We start from the raw sequence: 15,960 nt of genomic DNA, 5'->3' as shown, positions 1-15,960 counted from the left end.
TTTATCCTTCCGCAGGGACTTCCGCATTAATCCGATTCCATATTTCCTTCCAAGCCTCGTCTTTCCCTTGGCCTGTTTCGGATGAAAACAGAATAATGGTATCGCCTTTTTCAACGTCTAAGGTTTCTTTAACGACTTTTATATGTTTTTGCCATTGTCCCTTCGATATCTTATCGGCCTTCGTGGCTACGATGATGACAGGTATATCATAATGCTTCAGAAAGGTATACATGTCTTGATCATCGCGCGTTGGCGGGTGCCTCAGGTCCACGAGCTGAACAACTGCCTTCAGCTCCTGACGCCCGATAAAATATTCTTCAATCATCTTTCCCCATTTTTCTTTTTCCGTTTTGGAAACCTTGGCAAAACCGTACCCTGGTACATCCACGAAATAAAACTCGCCATTGATCTTAAAAAAATTCAAGGTTTGGGTTTTTCCCGGCTTAGAAGAGGTTCGGGCTAAATTCTTCCGGTTTAGCATTTTGTTGATGAACGAAGATTTGCCCACATTAGAACGCCCGGCCAGAGCAATCTCTGGCTGGGCCTCTTGCGGGTATTGCTTAGGTCCAACAGCGCTAATAATAAAATCTGCGCTTGTTACTTTCATACGGGAACCCTCTTTTTCACTAAAGCTCGCTCAAGCACCTGATCCAGGTGTTCTACTGGAATAAAGGTGAGATCCTGGCGAACGGTTTCTGGAATATCATCAATATCCTTTTCATTATCCTTTGGCATGATGATGGTCTTCAATCCAGCCCGGTGGGCTGCAAGAGATTTCTCTTTTAGTCCTCCGATCGGAAGCACCCTGCCTCGCAAAGTAATCTCTCCTGTCATCCCCACTTCCCTCGATACGGGGATTCCTGTCAGAGCCGAGATCAAGGCCGTTGCCATTGTAATCCCTGCCGAAGGTCCGTCCTTCGGTATAGCTCCTTCCGGAACATGGATATGAATATCATTTTTCTCGTGGAACTCAGGATCGATATTCCACTCGGTGGCCCGTGAACGAATATAGCTAAAGGCAGCTTGGGCGGATTCCTTCATGACATCCCCAAGCTTTCCGGTCAAGGTCAGCTTGCCTTTTCCAGGAAGAACAGCCACTTCAATCGTTAGCGTATCTCCTCCCGTCTCCGTCCACGCAAGTCCAGTACATGCCCCAACCTGATCTTCTGTTTCCGCCAAGCCATAGCGGTACTTCGGCTTTCCGATCAGTTCCTCCATCGTTTCGACCGTCATTTCCACCTTTTCCTTGTCGCCAGCGACAATCAGCTTCGCAGCTTTGCGGCAAATGGTTTCCATCATACGGTTGAGGTTACGAACCCCAGCTTCGCGCGTATACATCCGAACAACCTTCAACAGCGCTTCTTCGCTGACGATGAGCTGCTCTTCACTAAGACCATGCTCTTCCCGTTGCTTCGGCAACAAGTATTGCTCACAAATCTTGAGCTTCTCAATTTCCGTATATCCTGGGATATAGAGCATTTCCATCCGATCCAGCAAAGGGCGAGGGATCGTATGCACGGCATTGGCCGTTGTAATAAACATGACAGAAGAAAGATTATAAGGCTCTTCAATATAATGGTCGCTGAATGTATCATTTTGATTCGGATCGAGAACTTCTAATAAAGCAGCCGCAGGATCTCCGCGGAAATCATTGGCCATTTTATCGATTTCATCCAGCAGGAAAACCGGATTCACCGTACCGGCTGTTTTCATGCCCTGAATGATACGTCCTGGCATAGCCCCTACATACGTTCTTCTATGTCCTCTAATTTCAGCTTCATCTCGAACCCCGCCTAAGGAAATCCGGACGAATTCACGCCCTAAAGCGCGTGCTACAGATCTAGCCAGAGAGGTTTTCCCCACCCCGGGAGGCCCGACAAGACAGAGAATAGGACCCTTCAGGCGGTCAACTAGCTTTTGTACCGCTAAGTATTCCAGCACCCTTTCCTTTGCCTTCTCTAAACCATAATGATCCTCATCCAACACTTTTTCCGCATGTTTGATGTCCAGATTGTCCTCAGTTTTCCTATCCCAAGGAAGAGAGAGCAACCAATCGATATACGTCCGAATGACATTTCCCTCGGCTGAAGTAGGAGGGGTTTTTTCCAAACGCTCGATTTCCTTCTCTATCTTTTCCTTTACCCGTTCTGGAGCAGCCGATTCCTTCAGTTGCTTGCGAAGCTCATCAACCTCACCTGCACGGCCTTCCTTATCGCCAAGCTCTTTTTGGATCGCCTTCATTTGCTCGCGGAGGTAATACTCCTTCTGGGTCTTCTCCATTTGCTTCTTAACGCGTTGGCCGATTTTCCGTTCCAGTTCCAAAACTTCCCGCTCATTGTTCAGAAGATCAAGAAGTCTTTCCAAACGCTCTTTGACGTTCACCATTTCCAAGATTTCTTGCTTATCCTTCATTTTCAGGACTAAATGGGATGTGATCACGTCAGCTAAACGTCCAGGCTCATCAATATCGGAGACAGAAGCCAGCGTTTCCGGTGTAACCTTTTTAGAAAGCTTGATGTACTGTTCAAACGCTTTGAGCACAGATCTCATCAGGGCTTCCACTTCCGTTAAATCATCAACGATTTCATCAAGAATCGTAATATGTACTTCAAAGAACTCGTCTTCCTTGACAAACTGATTCACCTGAGCTCGCTTGAGTCCTTCGACCAGTACGCGGATAGTGCCGTTGGGAAGCTTAAGCATCTGTTTAATGCGGGCTAATGTACCAACTTTGTAAATCTGCTCCTTTGTCGGTTCTTCCAAATGGACTTCCTCTTGCGTTGCAAGAAGGATCAAATTATCTTCTACCATTGCCTTTTCAAGTGCCTTTACGGACTTTTCCCGGCCTACATCTAGGTGAAGAACCATACTTGGGAAAACCAGCAAACCTCTGAGAGGAAGCAAAGGTATCTCTCTTTCCCTATCTGTTGTTCCCATCTTGACACCTCCATGGCTCTACTATGGACATAATTGTAACGTAACTGCCTTCAGTTGTCTAATTCTTCCGCCGACTTTAAATAGAAATCGAGGATGCGGAAAGGACCTCCCCTGGAGCTGGAACAATTACCGATTCGGTGTCGGTCTCTTCCTTGATAATCGCATGGCGGAACACTTCCTCGACTCGGTCCACTGGAATAACGCGAATATCTTCCATGGTTTCAAAAATAGCTTGCCAATTATCCCTAGGGATAATCACTTGTTTGCATCCTGCTTGCTTCGCTGCTTCCACCTTAGCTACCACGCCGCCAATGGGCTTAACTCTTCCATGTATACTAACTTCCCCGGTCATTGCCGTATAGTTATCAATAGGAAGATCGCGGATCGCTGAATAGATGGCTGTAGCCATCGTCACGCCTGCAGATGGTCCATCAATCGGCGTCCCTCCAGGGAAGTTAATATGCAAATCGAAATCCTCTGTTCTCAACCCTTGGTTCTTGAGTACCGTCAGCACATTATCTACGGATCCTTTCGCCATGGATTTGCGGCGGATGGTTCTTTGGCGACTTCCCATTTCTTCTTCTTCTACGACACCTGTAATGGTGACCTTCCCGTGACCTGGATTCTCAGCTTTGCTTGCCGTCACTTCAATTTCCAGCATCATTCCCATATTGGGACCAAACACCGCTAATCCATTTACTAGGCCTACCTGAGGCTTATCATGCACCTTTCTTTCTGCTCGCGGAGACTTTTGGCTGCTATGAACCACCCATTCTACATCTGCACGGGTAATCGTCTTGCGATCTTCCGTAATCGCAAGACCCGCTGCGATTTGAACGGTATTAACTGCCTCCCTGCCGTTGGTCGCATATCTGGCAATCACATCAATGGCTCCTGGCTCTGCTTCGAAATTAATCTTCTTTACCGCATTTTCTGCGATCTTTTCGATCTCGCTGTACAAGAGTGGGCGGAAGAAAATCTCCAGACAGCGAGACCGAATGGCTGGCGGAATTTCATCTGGCGTTCTTGTCGTAGCGCCAACTAAACGAAAATCTGCAGGAAGACCGTTTTGGAAAATATCATGAATATGGCTAGGAATGGATGGGTTTTCCTCACTGTAATAAGCACTTTCCAAAAACACTTTGCGATCTTCCAGTACCTTTAGAAGTTTGTTCATTTGAATAGGATGTAATTCACCGATCTCATCAATAAATAACATTCCCCCATGGGCTTTAGTTACAGCACCGGGCTTAGGCTGGGGAATTCCTGCTTGGCCCATTGCACCCGCTCCTTGATAGATCGGGTCATGCACCGAACCGATGAGCGGATCTGCAATTCCTCTTTCATCAAATCTTGCGGTTGTTGCATCCAATTCAATAAATTTTGAATTCGCATTAAATGGCGATTGAGAGCTTTTCTTTGCCTCTTCCAGTACCACTCTAGCTGCTGCGGTCTTACCCACCCCTGGTGGCCCATATATAATCACGTGTTGCGGATTGGGACCACATAAGGCTGCTTTCAACGTCTTAATCCCATCCTGCTGACCGATAATGTCACTTAAGTGAGCTGGTCTTGTCTTTTCTGCTATAGGCTCTGTCAAGGAAATGGCTCTCAGTTTTCGCAAGGACTCCATTTCCTTGCGCGATTCGCGATCCACGGCCGTTTTACTTGTACGTTGGTTGCGCAGCAAGTTCCAAAAATAGATACCAATAACAACGGCAAAAAACACCTGTACTACCATAAGCAACATCGACCAATTCATACGATCCCTCCCGTAAGTCAATATATGGTCTATTATTGCCTTTGGAAGAAAAAAATAGTCCTATGGGGCAGTCACAGCTTGAATCATGAGACGAAAAAAGGCATAAGGGACAATTCCCTTATGCCTTTTACCTATTTTGTTATGCACTTTCCTTCGGTTTTTCAATTAAGCCCTGCTCCGAATACATGTTAGGCTCAGACTTGTCACGAACAGTTTCTTCTGTAATGACACACTTAACAATATCATCACGGGAAGGAAGGTCATACATGACATTTAGCATGATCCCTTCAATAATCGAACGAAGTCCGCGAGCACCGGTATTTCGCTTAATCGCTTCTTTGGAAATTTGCTTGAGGGCTCCTTCTGTAAACTCGAGTTCCACCCCATCCATTTCCAGCAGCTTTTGGTACTGCTTGACAAGCGCATTCTTCGGTTCAGTCAGGATTTGAATGAGTGCCGCTTCATCTAAAGGTTCAAGAGAAGACATAACCGGCAGACGGCCTACAAATTCAGGAATCAATCCGAACTTGAGCAAATCCTCTGGAAGAGCCATCTTCAAGTATTCTCCTGGCTTCAGATCACGCTTCCCGTCAATTCCTTCCGCACCAAAACCGATGACTTTCTTACCGACGCGGCGCTTGATGATCTGTTCGATGCCGTCAAAAGCTCCTCCGCAGATAAACAGGATGTTCGATGTATCGATTTGAATGAACTCCTGATGCGGATGCTTACGTCCCCCTTGTGGCGGAACGCTTGCTACAGTTCCCTCAAGGATCTTCAATAAAGCCTGTTGAACCCCTTCACCCGATACGTCCCTCGTAATCGAAGGATTCTCGGATTTGCGAGCTACCTTATCGATTTCATCAATATAAATGATTCCGCGCTCAGCTTTTTCTACATCATAATCTGCCGCTTGAATGAGCTTAAGGAGAATATTCTCTACATCCTCACCTACATACCCTGCTTCGGTTAATGAAGTGGCATCCGCAATCGCGAACGGCACATTCAAGATCCGAGCGAGCGTCTGAGCAATAAGAGTTTTCCCGCTACCTGTAGGACCCAGCATGAGAATATTGCTCTTCGATAGCTCAACATCATCAATTTTAGCTCCGGTGTTAATCCGCTTATAGTGGTTATACACAGCAACAGCCATTGTCTTTTTTGCCTCGTCTTGACCAATGACGTAATCGTCAAGGAATTTCTTAATCTCATTTGGCTTCGGAATTTCTTTAAGGTCAATTTCCTCTTCTGTCCCGAGCTCCTCTTCAACGATTTCCGTACATAGCTCAATACACTCATCGCAAATATATACGCCCGGACCTGCAACCAGCTTTCGCACTTGATCCTGGGACTTCCCGCAAAACGAGCACTTCAGTTGACCTTTTTCATCGTTAAATTTAAACATGAAATCACCCCTTAGGCTTGGTCTTTACGGGTGATCACTTCGTCGATGATTCCATACTCTTTCGCTTCCAGTGCACCCATAAAGTTATCTCGATCGGTATCTCGCTCCACTTTTTCCAATGGCTGACCAGTTTTCTCAGCTAAAATCTCATTTAGCTGCTTCTTTGTCTTTAAGATCCATTCGGCGTGGATTTTGATATCACTTGCTTGGCCCCTTACACCGCCTAATGGCTGATGAATCATGATTTCACTATTAGGAAGGGAATAACGCTTACCCTTTTCGCCTGCTGCAAGAAGAAAGGCCCCCATGCTTGCCGCTAGTCCTATGCAAATCGTTGACACATTAGGCTTTATGAATTGCATGGTATCATAGATCGCCATGCCGGCAGTTACAGAACCGCCTGGTGAGTTTATGTATAAGTGGATATCTTTATCTGGATCTTCGGCTGCAAGAAACAGTAACTGAGCGACAACGGCATTGGCCACATCATCATCAATCTCGCTTCCCAAGAAGATGATTCGATCCTTCAGCAATCGGGAATAGATATCGTAAGCTCGCTCTCCCCGGTTCGTCGTCTCAATAACCATAGGTATAAAAGGCATAAGGATATTCCCCCTTCCCTTTTCTTTCTATTATACCATTTTTGGAAAAACAAGGCACGAGAATCTTCGTGCCTTGTTTGTTATCCAAAAGACTAAGCTGTCTGCTTATTCATTTCCACGAGCAAATCGATTGTCTTGCGAATGCGAATATCGTTCTTGATGCCTTCCAATTGGTCTCTACCAGCGAAGAATTGACGGATTTCTTCAACAGGACGCTTATACATATCAGCCAGGCTGTTGATTTCTTCTTCTACTTCTTCATCTGTTACTTCCACATTTTCCGCTTTGGAGATCGCTTCAAGAGTAAGGGAATTGCGAACACGCTTCGAAGCCTCTTCCTTCATCTGCTCTCTAAGCTTCTCTTCATCCAAACCAGAGAACTGATAATACAAGTCAAGGTTGATGCCTTGATAGCTCAAGCGTTGCTCAAAATCTCTCATCATGTGGTCGACTTCAGACTCAATCATGATTTCTGGGATTTCGATGGTTGCATTTTCTGCTACCTTCTCAATTACAGCTTGGCGCTCGTGGTTTTCTTTATCTTCTTCTGCTTTCTTTTCCAGTTTATTCTTGATGTCTGCTTTCAATTCGTCCAAAGTTTCAAACTCGCTGACATCTTTAGCAAACTCATCATCAAGAGCAGGAAGAGATTTGCGTTTCACTTCATTCACCTTTACCTTGAAGGTAGCTTCTTTTCCAGCAAGGTCAGCAGAATGATAGTCTTCTGGGAAAGTTACAACAACATCTTTTTCTTCATCTTTTTTCATGCCGATAATCTGGTCTTCGAAGCCAGGAATAAAGCTGTTGGAACCAATTTCAAGGTTGTAGTTCTCGCCTTTTCCGCCTTCGAAAGCAACGCCATCTACAAATCCTTCAAAATCGATAATTGCATAGTCTCCGCTTACGACTTCTCCGTCTTCGACCACATTCAACTCCGCACTTCTTTCTTGCATTTTCGTTAATTCTGCATCAATTTCTTCGTCCGTTACAGGGAACTCTTTCGCTTCGATCGCAATTCCCTTGTAATCGCCAAGCTGAACTTCAGGCTTTACAGTTACTGTAGCCTTAATGATCCAGTTTTGATCTTTTCCCAATTGGTCTACATCGACTTCTGGACGATCAACAGGGCTAATTCCTGTCTCAAGTACAGCTTGTCCGTAAACGGTAGGGAAAAGGATTTCAAGAGCATCTTGGTATAAGGATTCAACACCAAAACGGGATTCGAAAATCTTGCGAGGGACTTTCCCCTTACGGAATCCTGGCAGGTTAACCTGCTTTACCACTTTCTTAAAAGCTTGATCTACTGCTTCATCTACTTGTGCTTGCTCTACCTCGATGGTTAAAACACCTTGGTTATTTTCAAGTTTTTCCCAATTAGCTTTCATTTTATGCTTTCTCCTCCTGATTTTTGGTACGGATCCTCGCTCATGGATAGATCTTATGTACTTCCAAAATAATTTCCTAAAGAATTATTTGTTGGACCGCAATCATTATGATTATAACCACTACATTATATATCATAAACTTACAGCAGTTCAACCGCTCATTTACTGCCTGCCTGGAGGTAAATAATGTAATACGCTATCCTTTCCGCTTTCTAATTTCAAGACGTCTTTCAATATTTTATAATTTTTGGAGAGGGTAGCGACAGATAAGTGATACAAATTTGCTATTTCCTGCTTTTTCGCAGGCTGGGCCAACAGAACCTTGGTAGCAAAGTGTAAGGAGGCGGACCATGCTTCTTCCTTTCGTGTAACCGGGGTTTCCGGGTAACAGGCATATAAAAACGCACCCCATAAATGAAAGGCAAAAGAAATGAAGCTCGGATCCTTGTACCCCATCTTCTCGGCCAATAAAAGCACGATCTTATGGTCACCGCTGACAAAGAAGTCTTCATCAGGCAACAGCTCCAAGTCCACCGTCCATGTTTTTCCGAACTTGCATATGTCTACTTTATCAGACCATCCTAATTCCTTCAGGGCATATAAACCAAATGTCTTAATAGCCGAGTCTGTTTCCGTTTGAGAGATCAGCTGATGGATAGCTTCTGAAGCTTCAGGCTGATACGTATACTTCAGCTGTTGGATCGCTTGCCATTGCTTTTCTGCCTCACCTGTTCGAAGGTGACCAAGAAGAAGGGCCAAGTAGCCGGGATCAGCCTGCAGCTTTTCATGGACGACTTTTCTCAATAGGGGATTAGACCGACCATCCTGATCGTATTCCGATTGACTGAGAAGTTGACATGAGTGCAAAATCTCGGCAAATTCTGTCCTAATTGGGTCTGGCAGCTCCGGATCATCCAAGATAGGCAGAAGGAATTCGCACACCTGATCATACTTCTCCTGCTGAATTAAAGTGATGAGATACAGATGCATCACTTCATGCATCTCACCTGTTCGGGAGTGCAGCATCTTTTCAGCTAGTTGCTGGGATTCCCCAAACATGCCTAGCTCAAAGTAGGTCACCATCAGCCCAAACGTTACGGATGGATCATCCTTCTCCAGCTGTACAGCTTGCTCCAGATGCTCCCGGGCTTTCTGCAAGTTGCCCTGGTCCCTCGCTTCCATCGCTAATTCCAGATGCCTTTCAAAAAGACGGGGAAACAGGACGATGCTTCCCTGTTTCTTGTTGGTCATAGCATCTCCTCTTCGTGGAGCTTCCTAAGCTCCTCATTGTGTATTTCCGATCATTATAACAAAAAGTTGAGATAAAACAAAAAAGAAAAGGCCAATAATATCCGGCCTCTCCAGTAAATTTTTTTATGATTCCAAAATGAGTTCCTTCATATCAGCTAACATTTTTTTCATCGCGTTGCCCCGATGGCTGATCTGGCTTTTTTCCTCTTTCGTTAACTCCGCCATTGTCTTGCCTTGATCGGGAAGAACAAACAGCGGATCATACCCAAAGCCACCTGTACCCTTTGGGTTCGAGCCGATTTCTCCTTCACAAGACCCTTCCCATGTTAAGACAGGTCGATGCGGAACAGCTAAAGCCAGCACACATCGAAAGCGGGCTTTCCGATTACCTGTAGGGATATCTTCCAGCATTTTTAAAAGCTTGTCATTATTCTCTTTATCCGTCGCATTAGGGCCGGCAAATCTAGCGGAATAAACACCAGGCTGCCCTCCCATCGCGTCAACCTCAAGTCCGGAATCATCTGCTAAGGCCGGGATTTGCAGAAAATCACAGATCGTTTGGGCCTTTTTTATGGCATTTCCCTCAAAGGTTTCTCGATCTTCCTCCACCTCTGGACAATCTGGGTATTGGTCCAATCCAACCACTTCAACATTATAGTCTGCAAGCATCTTTTTCAATTCCTGAACTTTTCCTTGATTGCGCGTAGCCAGTATTAATCTGCGCACGCTTACTCCTCCGTCCCAATATAAGCCGCAATTTCCCCCAAAGCCTCTTTTTGATATCGGATTAAATCATCCACGCCTTTTTTTCCAAGCTCCAGCAAACCTTGCAGCTGCTCATAAGAGAAAGGATTTTCTTCTCCTGTTCCCTGAACCTCTACAAACTGCCCTTTTCCGGTCATGACAATGTTCATATCGACCTCAGCGCTCGAATCCTCCACATAGTTCAAGTCAAGGATTAATTCATCGTTCATAATTCCCACACTTGTGGCTGCGAGAAAATCACGTACAGGAAGACGGTTCCAGCCGTTTTTGTCCTTTAGTTTACCTAAAGCATCGGCCATCGCTACGAATGCTCCTGTAATGGAAGCCGTTCTCGTTCCGCCATCAGCCTGAATGACGTCACAGTCAAGCCAAACGGTTTTCTCCCCTAGCTTCTCCAGATCAACAACAGATCGAAGCGCTCTCCCGATAAGTCTTTGAATCTCCATAGTCCGTCCGCTTAGCTTTCCTTTGCTGGACTCCCTAATATTTCTCGTTTCAGTCGCCCTCGGCAGCATGGAATATTCCGCTGTAATCCATCCCTTGCCTTGTCCCCTCATAAAGGGAGGGACCTTATCCTCAATTGTGGCTGTACAGATCACCTTAGTGTCTCCCACTTCAATCAATACGGAACCTTCTGCATGCTTTATGTAATCCTTGGTGATCTTGATTGTTCTCAATTGATCGGTTCTGCGTTCATCCTTGCGCATGAATGGAATCCCTCCTAACTAAATATTGGTTAATTATAGCATATCTGTCATGTGGTTTAGCATCCCCAAAAAGCTTGCCGGAAATCCGCCTTGCCTCCTTCGCACGGAACGAAAAAAAGAAAAGAGGTGTTCTCATCACCTCTTACAATTTTCGCGGATTCAATTCAGAAGGTCTTGATACCGGCTTACTGAAATCCTTATCTCCAGCCATCACATTCATTTGGCCATCCACCATAAATTGAACCTGTCCAACCTCGGCATTTTCAGTTAAAGCAAGCAAGATAGATTCTAAGGCTTCTGGACTCGCTTTTCCATCACTATAGCTTAACAATTTTTCATCAAAATTAACGATAGCCACACCTTTTTCAATCTTCACATCAAGCACTTTGGTAGTAGGTAATATGGATGAAAATAGATTTGTCCCATCTTTTGGCCCCTGGATGAGTTGTTCAACTGTAGCCAGCGCTATATCATCCGTACGAGGAATCAGGCGGGTAACGGGAACAAAATAAGGGGAGTTGTCCGCTGTCACCGCTTGGAAATATAAGGTTATCCGTGTCGTATTGCCTACTTGCGCGTTGGCAGCCAACTCCAGGTTGATCCCGTTTTCACGGGTCAACGAGGAAATGGGTGTGCCATTGACAGGCATGACTTCTTGCGGATAACCGTTAATCCAGATGTTTACTTCTTTAATGTTATTAAAGGACGTAAGGGCATAGGTGATCGCGTCAATGATTTTTTGCTCCTCTTTAGCCTCATAATTCTTGAATTCCGGTGAAAAATCAATGGTGGCGACCCCATCTTTAATGGTCATCCCTAAAATTTTGGTTCCTTCTGGAATCAGCGCGGTAAAACCCTCCGGCTTCATCAGCTCTACCGGTCCGCCCTTGATCATATGGTTCAAGACTTGCTTCGCTGCTCCCTCCGATTTGGGAAGCTGAAGTGTAATCGGCACTACTAAACCGTCTGGGTCCATCAGATAAACAGGGGCCGCAATGCTTTGCGCCGCTTCAGCGTTGGTGTTTTCAGCCGACTGGCCTTGTTCAGGATTAACATTAAGCGTTACTTCTTTACTTTCTCCGACTGGACCATTTTGGCTCATATTGGGCGGGTCTATCGGCTGTGGCCCACTCGTTTGTTCAGGTCCGAACAGTCCGCATCCAGACAATAATATGGCGGTCGATGTTAAAGACAGCATGGCAATCCATTTCCGTGACTTCATCGTTTCCCTCCTCAAGGCTTTTGTAGTATATGTATACGAGCCTTGAGAAGTTTTAGACTAAGTTTTTGTCCAAGAAATGGTACAAACTTTTTCTTGGCTGACATCTGCCTGCTGCATTTCAAATGGGATCTGCAGGATGCTCCCCGCAATATCCTTCATAACCGAAGATCTGCCGCTGACAAAAAACTTATGCAAACTTTTGTCTTCTCTTTGTTCAGCCAGCTGCTTACGGTAATCCAATACGACGCTGAGCTCCCTGGCCGTTTCTTCAGCCGAGTTGATCAGTTTGACTTCCTCTCCCATAACTTCTGCAATAAGATCAGCTAAAAGAGGATAATGAGTACACCCTAAAATAAGTGTATCGATAGGCTTTCCCTTAAAAGATTCCAAGGACTCGCGGACAATTTCCAATGCAAGCTGGCGATCCTTAATTCCTGATTCAACCAATGGAACCAGCTTGGGACAAGCGTAGCTATATACTTCCACATGAGGATTAATCCGTTTTAATGCTTTTTCATAAGCCCCGCTTTGAATGGTTCCCACTGTTCCGATTACGCCTATAATTCCTGTCTTCGTTTCTTTAATCGCCGTTCTTGCACCAGGATCAATAACTCCAATGACAGGAATTGGCGCAAGCTTCATCACCTCTGGCAGAACCACAGCAGTCGCTGTATTGCACGCAATTACCAAGGCTTTGATTTGAAACCTGGCCAGATACGCAATCATCTGCAAGGTAAAGGTTCGCACCTCTTCTGAAGGACGAGGACCATACGGACAACGGGCCGTATCCCCAAAATAATACACAGTCTCTTGCGGCAGCTGCCTCATGATTTCTTTGACAACCGTTAATCCGCCTACCCCTGAATCTATCACTCCGATACCATTATTCACCTTTGGTCCCATCCTTTTTTTCATGAACATGTGCTACATCATATTCATTTGGAAAAGAAACTCCACTCTGTTCTCTTCTTCCCCTAAGTCTCTTTTCCAACAGCCTTAGAACTTCTCTCCACGTAACCACATGAAAAAATAACAAAGCCAAACCATAGCTAATAAGTCCAACGACAATTAACGTAAATACTTCATAAAAGGAGAAAAGACGGCTGCTCTCCAAAACAGGAACAACCTTCAAAAATTCTGCCATCGCGCAAGCTAATACCAAGCCCATACAAATCGAAGGGGCAAGCCACCTGCCTACCTGTCTCCCTGGTATAAGCGGTCGGTCATGGAATCGCACAACCGCCTGCAAACAAAGGAGCGAAATACACCCATAAGTAAACAAGGTAGAATACGCAGCCCCTATGATTCCATAGCGAGGAACCAGCAGGCTATTGCCGACCAGCTTTACAAGCACTCCAATTAGTAGAAATACAGCTGGCCATATGGATCTATTTAATCCTTGCAGCAGACCAGAAGCGGTGATAGCCAGAGATAAAAAGAACGTTGAGGCGGAAAGAACGATCAAGGCTTGGCTTCCCTGACTATTCCCATAGAACAGCATATTTAAAGGCTCCGCTATCACCATCATTCCTATGCTCGCCGGCACTCCGATAAGGAAGGTGATTTTAATCGTCTGGTAAATTTGTTTTCCCCGTTCCTCAGAAGATGAGGCCGAAGCCAGTGCCGGAACGACCGCAACAGCTAGCCCGGTGGCATAAAAAGCCGAAAATTGTACAATTGGGACCCCTCGGCTATAAAGCCCAAACTCAATAGTAGACACAGCTTCAGATATACCAGAGGATTTCAAGAGATTAATAATCGTGACAGAGTCTACCATCCCCAAAACAGGAAGCATAAGCGTGCTAAAGCTTACCGGGATTGCGATCTTGACGATCCTCCACCCATATCCTCTTTGGATAGCCTCTTTTCTGTGAGTTACCGCCTGAAGTTTTTTTCTCGTGGAAAGAAAGGCAATAACCAGCAAAAAAAGCGACACGATTAGTCCAAAAAAGCTTCCCCATGCCGCCCCTGAAGCAACAGCAGCCATATCTCTGCCTTCCCTGACAAACCAATAAACAAGACCGATCATTAGGCTTACTCTGACTAATTGTTCAACCACTTGCGAGACAGCGGCTATCCTCATTCTTTGGTATCCATAAAAATATCCTCTTAAAATCGCTACAAACGGAACAAGCAGCATCGCAAAAGCCAAGGCTTGAATAGACAACCTAGTATCTTCGTTGCCAATCCACCGGGCGATAGGCGCTGCTCCCTGGTAGAAGACGAAAAAACCAGAGATCGCCACAACCATCATCATCCTGATGGCACTGCGTGTAATGTTGTGGACTTCAGCCATTCTTCCTTGTCGAAGCTCTTCTGAAATCAATTTAGACAAAGCAATGGGGATGCCGGAAACAGCTAGAATCAAGAGAGTATTATAAATAGGAAAAACAGCCTGATATAAAGCAAGCCCTTCGTCGCCTGCAAAGTGTTTTAACGGAATCACATAAAAAAGGCCTAGAAGTTTAGAAATGAAAGCAGCCGCACTGAGTGCGAGGGCTCCCTTTAAAAATGATGAATTGGACACACAGGTTTATCCTCTCTCTCGCAGACTGGAACTCCTATATTATATATGAATTCATCGTCTGCATAAGTGCAACTATGGCTGCCGCTCAACCTCTTGACAATACATGTCAATTTGGTTTCTTCGCTAATGCTTGGCGCCAGCCAAGTTTTCTAAAAAAAACTACGCCAATTATAGCACAACCAGCGTAAGGATAGTGCTAGTGCCATGGTAGGAAAAAAAACACTCGGGCTGCGAGAGGAGATTAAGTGGGGGTATTAACTGGAGGTTAGCTTTGCTGAACAGGAGAAAGTCCTGTTCGTTCTCTCAAAACCACAAAATATGCTTGGTATCCAAGACATAACAGGAAAAAGTCCTCTTATTTTACTTTTTTTATTTAAAGATGTTAAATAAGCGGAGATTTTCCCGTTATCACTTGGATCCTAAAAATGCCATTTTTAATTACTATTACAAACTTTGGCTCCAGTCATGAACAGCATTTTCTTCTAAAAACCTTTCACAATCTAAGGCTGCCATACACCCAGATCCCGCTGCAGTAATCGCTTGGCGGTATTTGTGATCCTGAACGTCACCGCAAGCGAAGACCCCGGGTATATTCGTCAAGGTCGTCCCCGGTTTGACTTGTATATAGCCTAGCTCATCGACTTCTATAGCACCTTGCAGAAACCCTGTATTCGGCGTATGCCCAATCGCGACAAATAATCCTTCAGCCTCGATCATTTCCTCTTTCCCTGTCTCGTTGTTCCTGACCTTTAGTCCGGCTAAGCCTGCTTCCCCCGGTATCACTTCAATGGGTGTACAATTCAGGCTCCAACTGACCTTAGGATTGTTTCTTGCCCGATCTTGCATAATCTTCGAAGCCCGCAGCTCTTCACGACGATGAACAATTCGAACCTCACTAGCAAACTTGGTTAAAAAATTGGCTTCTTCCATAGCAGAATCACCGCCGCCGACTACGATAATTTTCTTGCCGCGGAAGAAAAATCCATCACAGGTTGCACAGGTACTTACCCCTCGGCCCATGTTTTCCTTCTCCCCAGGGATATTTAACAGCTTTGCGGAAGCTCCCGTAGAGATGATCAAGGCTTGCGCTTCCAACTCTCCCATTCCTTCCATTGTAAGCTTAAAAGGCTTACCAGAGAAGTCCACTTCCTTGATCCAACCCGTGCGGAACTCTGCTCCAAATCGCTCCGCCTGCTTTCTCATATTATCCATCAGCTCAGGACCCATGATTCCATCGGGGAATCCTGGGAAATTCTCTACCTCCGTGGTCAACGTTAACTGACCGCCCGGTTGGGGTCCTTCAATAACCAGCGGATTCATATTGGCCCTTGCCAAATAGATAGCGGCCGTAAGTCCTGCAGGGCCCGTCCCGATAATCACAACTTTGTTCATACTGT

Annotated in this window: 13 protein-coding genes; all 13 read right to left on the bottom strand. The window is 45.4% G+C overall.

Annotated elements, in window-relative coordinates:
* Window position 1 precedes the first annotated feature (1 nt).
* Entirely contained in the window at window positions 2–607 is a 606-nt protein-coding gene (yihA, locus tag ABLT31_RS18610; protein ID WP_367754345.1) for a ribosome biogenesis GTP-binding protein YihA/YsxC, read from the bottom strand.
* Entirely contained in the window at window positions 604–2,937 is a 2,334-nt protein-coding gene (gene lon, locus ABLT31_RS18605) for an endopeptidase La (protein ID WP_367754343.1), read from the bottom strand. Before lon ends, yihA begins: the two co-directional genes overlap by 4 nt.
* Window positions 2,938–3,013: 76 nt before the next feature.
* Window positions 3,014–4,699, bottom strand: a complete 1,686-nt coding sequence (lonB, locus tag ABLT31_RS18600; protein WP_367754341.1) for an ATP-dependent protease LonB — start codon at window positions 4,697–4,699, stop codon at window positions 3,014–3,016.
* Window positions 4,700–4,838: 139 nt separating this feature from the next.
* Window positions 4,839–6,104: an ATP-dependent protease ATP-binding subunit ClpX gene (gene clpX, locus ABLT31_RS18595; RefSeq protein ID WP_367754339.1), complete on the bottom strand. Its 1,266-nt coding sequence runs from the start codon at window positions 6,102–6,104 to the stop codon at window positions 4,839–4,841.
* Between the two features lie 11 nt (window positions 6,105–6,115).
* Complete coding sequence (clpP, locus tag ABLT31_RS18590) at window positions 6,116–6,706, bottom strand: ATP-dependent Clp endopeptidase proteolytic subunit ClpP (protein ID WP_367754337.1); 591 nt, start codon at window positions 6,704–6,706, stop codon at window positions 6,116–6,118.
* Window positions 6,707–6,798: 92 nt separating this feature from the next.
* Window positions 6,799–8,091, bottom strand: a complete 1,293-nt coding sequence (gene tig, locus ABLT31_RS18585; protein WP_367754335.1) for a trigger factor — start codon at window positions 8,089–8,091, stop codon at window positions 6,799–6,801.
* A 162-nt stretch (window positions 8,092–8,253) separates the two neighbouring features.
* A complete protein-coding gene (locus ABLT31_RS18580) occupies window positions 8,254–9,342 on the bottom strand; it encodes a tetratricopeptide repeat protein (RefSeq protein ID WP_367754333.1) in 1,089 nt (362 codons plus the stop codon).
* Window positions 9,343–9,465: 123 nt separating this feature from the next.
* Entirely contained in the window at window positions 9,466–10,068 is a 603-nt protein-coding gene (locus tag ABLT31_RS18575; RefSeq protein ID WP_367754331.1) for an XTP/dITP diphosphatase, read from the bottom strand.
* Window positions 10,069–10,070: 2 nt separating this feature from the next.
* Window positions 10,071–10,814 carry a ribonuclease PH gene (gene rph, locus ABLT31_RS18570; RefSeq protein WP_367754329.1) on the bottom strand — a complete coding sequence of 248 codons (744 nt, stop codon included), beginning with the start codon at window positions 10,812–10,814 and terminating at the stop codon, window positions 10,071–10,073.
* Window positions 10,815–10,956: 142 nt separating this feature from the next.
* Entirely contained in the window at window positions 10,957–12,036 is a 1,080-nt protein-coding gene (locus ABLT31_RS18565; RefSeq protein WP_367754327.1) for a GerMN domain-containing protein, read from the bottom strand.
* A gap of 57 nt (window positions 12,037–12,093) precedes the next feature.
* Window positions 12,094–12,951: a glutamate racemase gene (gene racE / locus ABLT31_RS18560; RefSeq protein ID WP_367754325.1), complete on the bottom strand. Its 858-nt coding sequence runs from the start codon at window positions 12,949–12,951 to the stop codon at window positions 12,094–12,096.
* The gene (locus tag ABLT31_RS18555) at window positions 12,920–14,563 is read right to left on the bottom strand and encodes a putative polysaccharide biosynthesis protein (RefSeq protein ID WP_367754323.1); all 1,644 of its coding nucleotides are present in this window, start codon (window positions 14,561–14,563) and stop codon (window positions 12,920–12,922) included. The genes racE and ABLT31_RS18555 overlap by 32 nt, the downstream gene beginning before the upstream one ends.
* 444 nt (window positions 14,564–15,007) lie before the next feature.
* The gene (gene trxB / locus ABLT31_RS18550) at window positions 15,008–15,955 is read right to left on the bottom strand and encodes a thioredoxin-disulfide reductase (RefSeq protein WP_367754320.1); all 948 of its coding nucleotides are present in this window, start codon (window positions 15,953–15,955) and stop codon (window positions 15,008–15,010) included.
* Between the last annotated feature and the right edge of the window lie 5 nt (window positions 15,956–15,960).

The organism is Ammoniphilus soli (assembly GCF_040813775.1).
Note: the sequence above shows the minus strand (reverse complement) of the source record. Positions and strands in the feature narration are given on the sequence as shown.

Coding starts and splice junctions, on each gene's coding strand:
- trxB (WP_367754320.1), bottom strand. CDS start 15,955: ATGAACAAAGTTGTGATTATCGGGACGGGCCCTGCAGGACTTACGGCC.
- ABLT31_RS18580 (WP_367754333.1), bottom strand. CDS start 9,342: ATGACCAACAAGAAACAGGGAAGCATCGTCCTGTTTCCCCGTCTTTTT.
- lon (WP_367754343.1), bottom strand. CDS start 2,937: ATGGGAACAACAGATAGGGAAAGAGAGATACCTTTGCTTCCTCTCAGA.
- clpX (WP_367754339.1), bottom strand. CDS start 6,104: ATGTTTAAATTTAACGATGAAAAAGGTCAACTGAAGTGCTCGTTTTGC.
- yihA (WP_367754345.1), bottom strand. CDS start 607: ATGAAAGTAACAAGCGCAGATTTTATTATTAGCGCTGTTGGACCTAAG.
- lonB (WP_367754341.1), bottom strand. CDS start 4,699: ATGAATTGGTCGATGTTGCTTATGGTAGTACAGGTGTTTTTTGCCGTT.
- tig (WP_367754335.1), bottom strand. CDS start 8,091: ATGAAAGCTAATTGGGAAAAACTTGAAAATAACCAAGGTGTTTTAACC.
- clpP (WP_367754337.1), bottom strand. CDS start 6,706: ATGCCTTTTATACCTATGGTTATTGAGACGACGAACCGGGGAGAGCGA.
- rph (WP_367754329.1), bottom strand. CDS start 10,814: ATGCGCAAGGATGAACGCAGAACCGATCAATTGAGAACAATCAAGATC.
- ABLT31_RS18565 (WP_367754327.1), bottom strand. CDS start 12,036: ATGAAGTCACGGAAATGGATTGCCATGCTGTCTTTAACATCGACCGCC.
- racE (WP_367754325.1), bottom strand. CDS start 12,951: ATGAAAAAAAGGATGGGACCAAAGGTGAATAATGGTATCGGAGTGATA.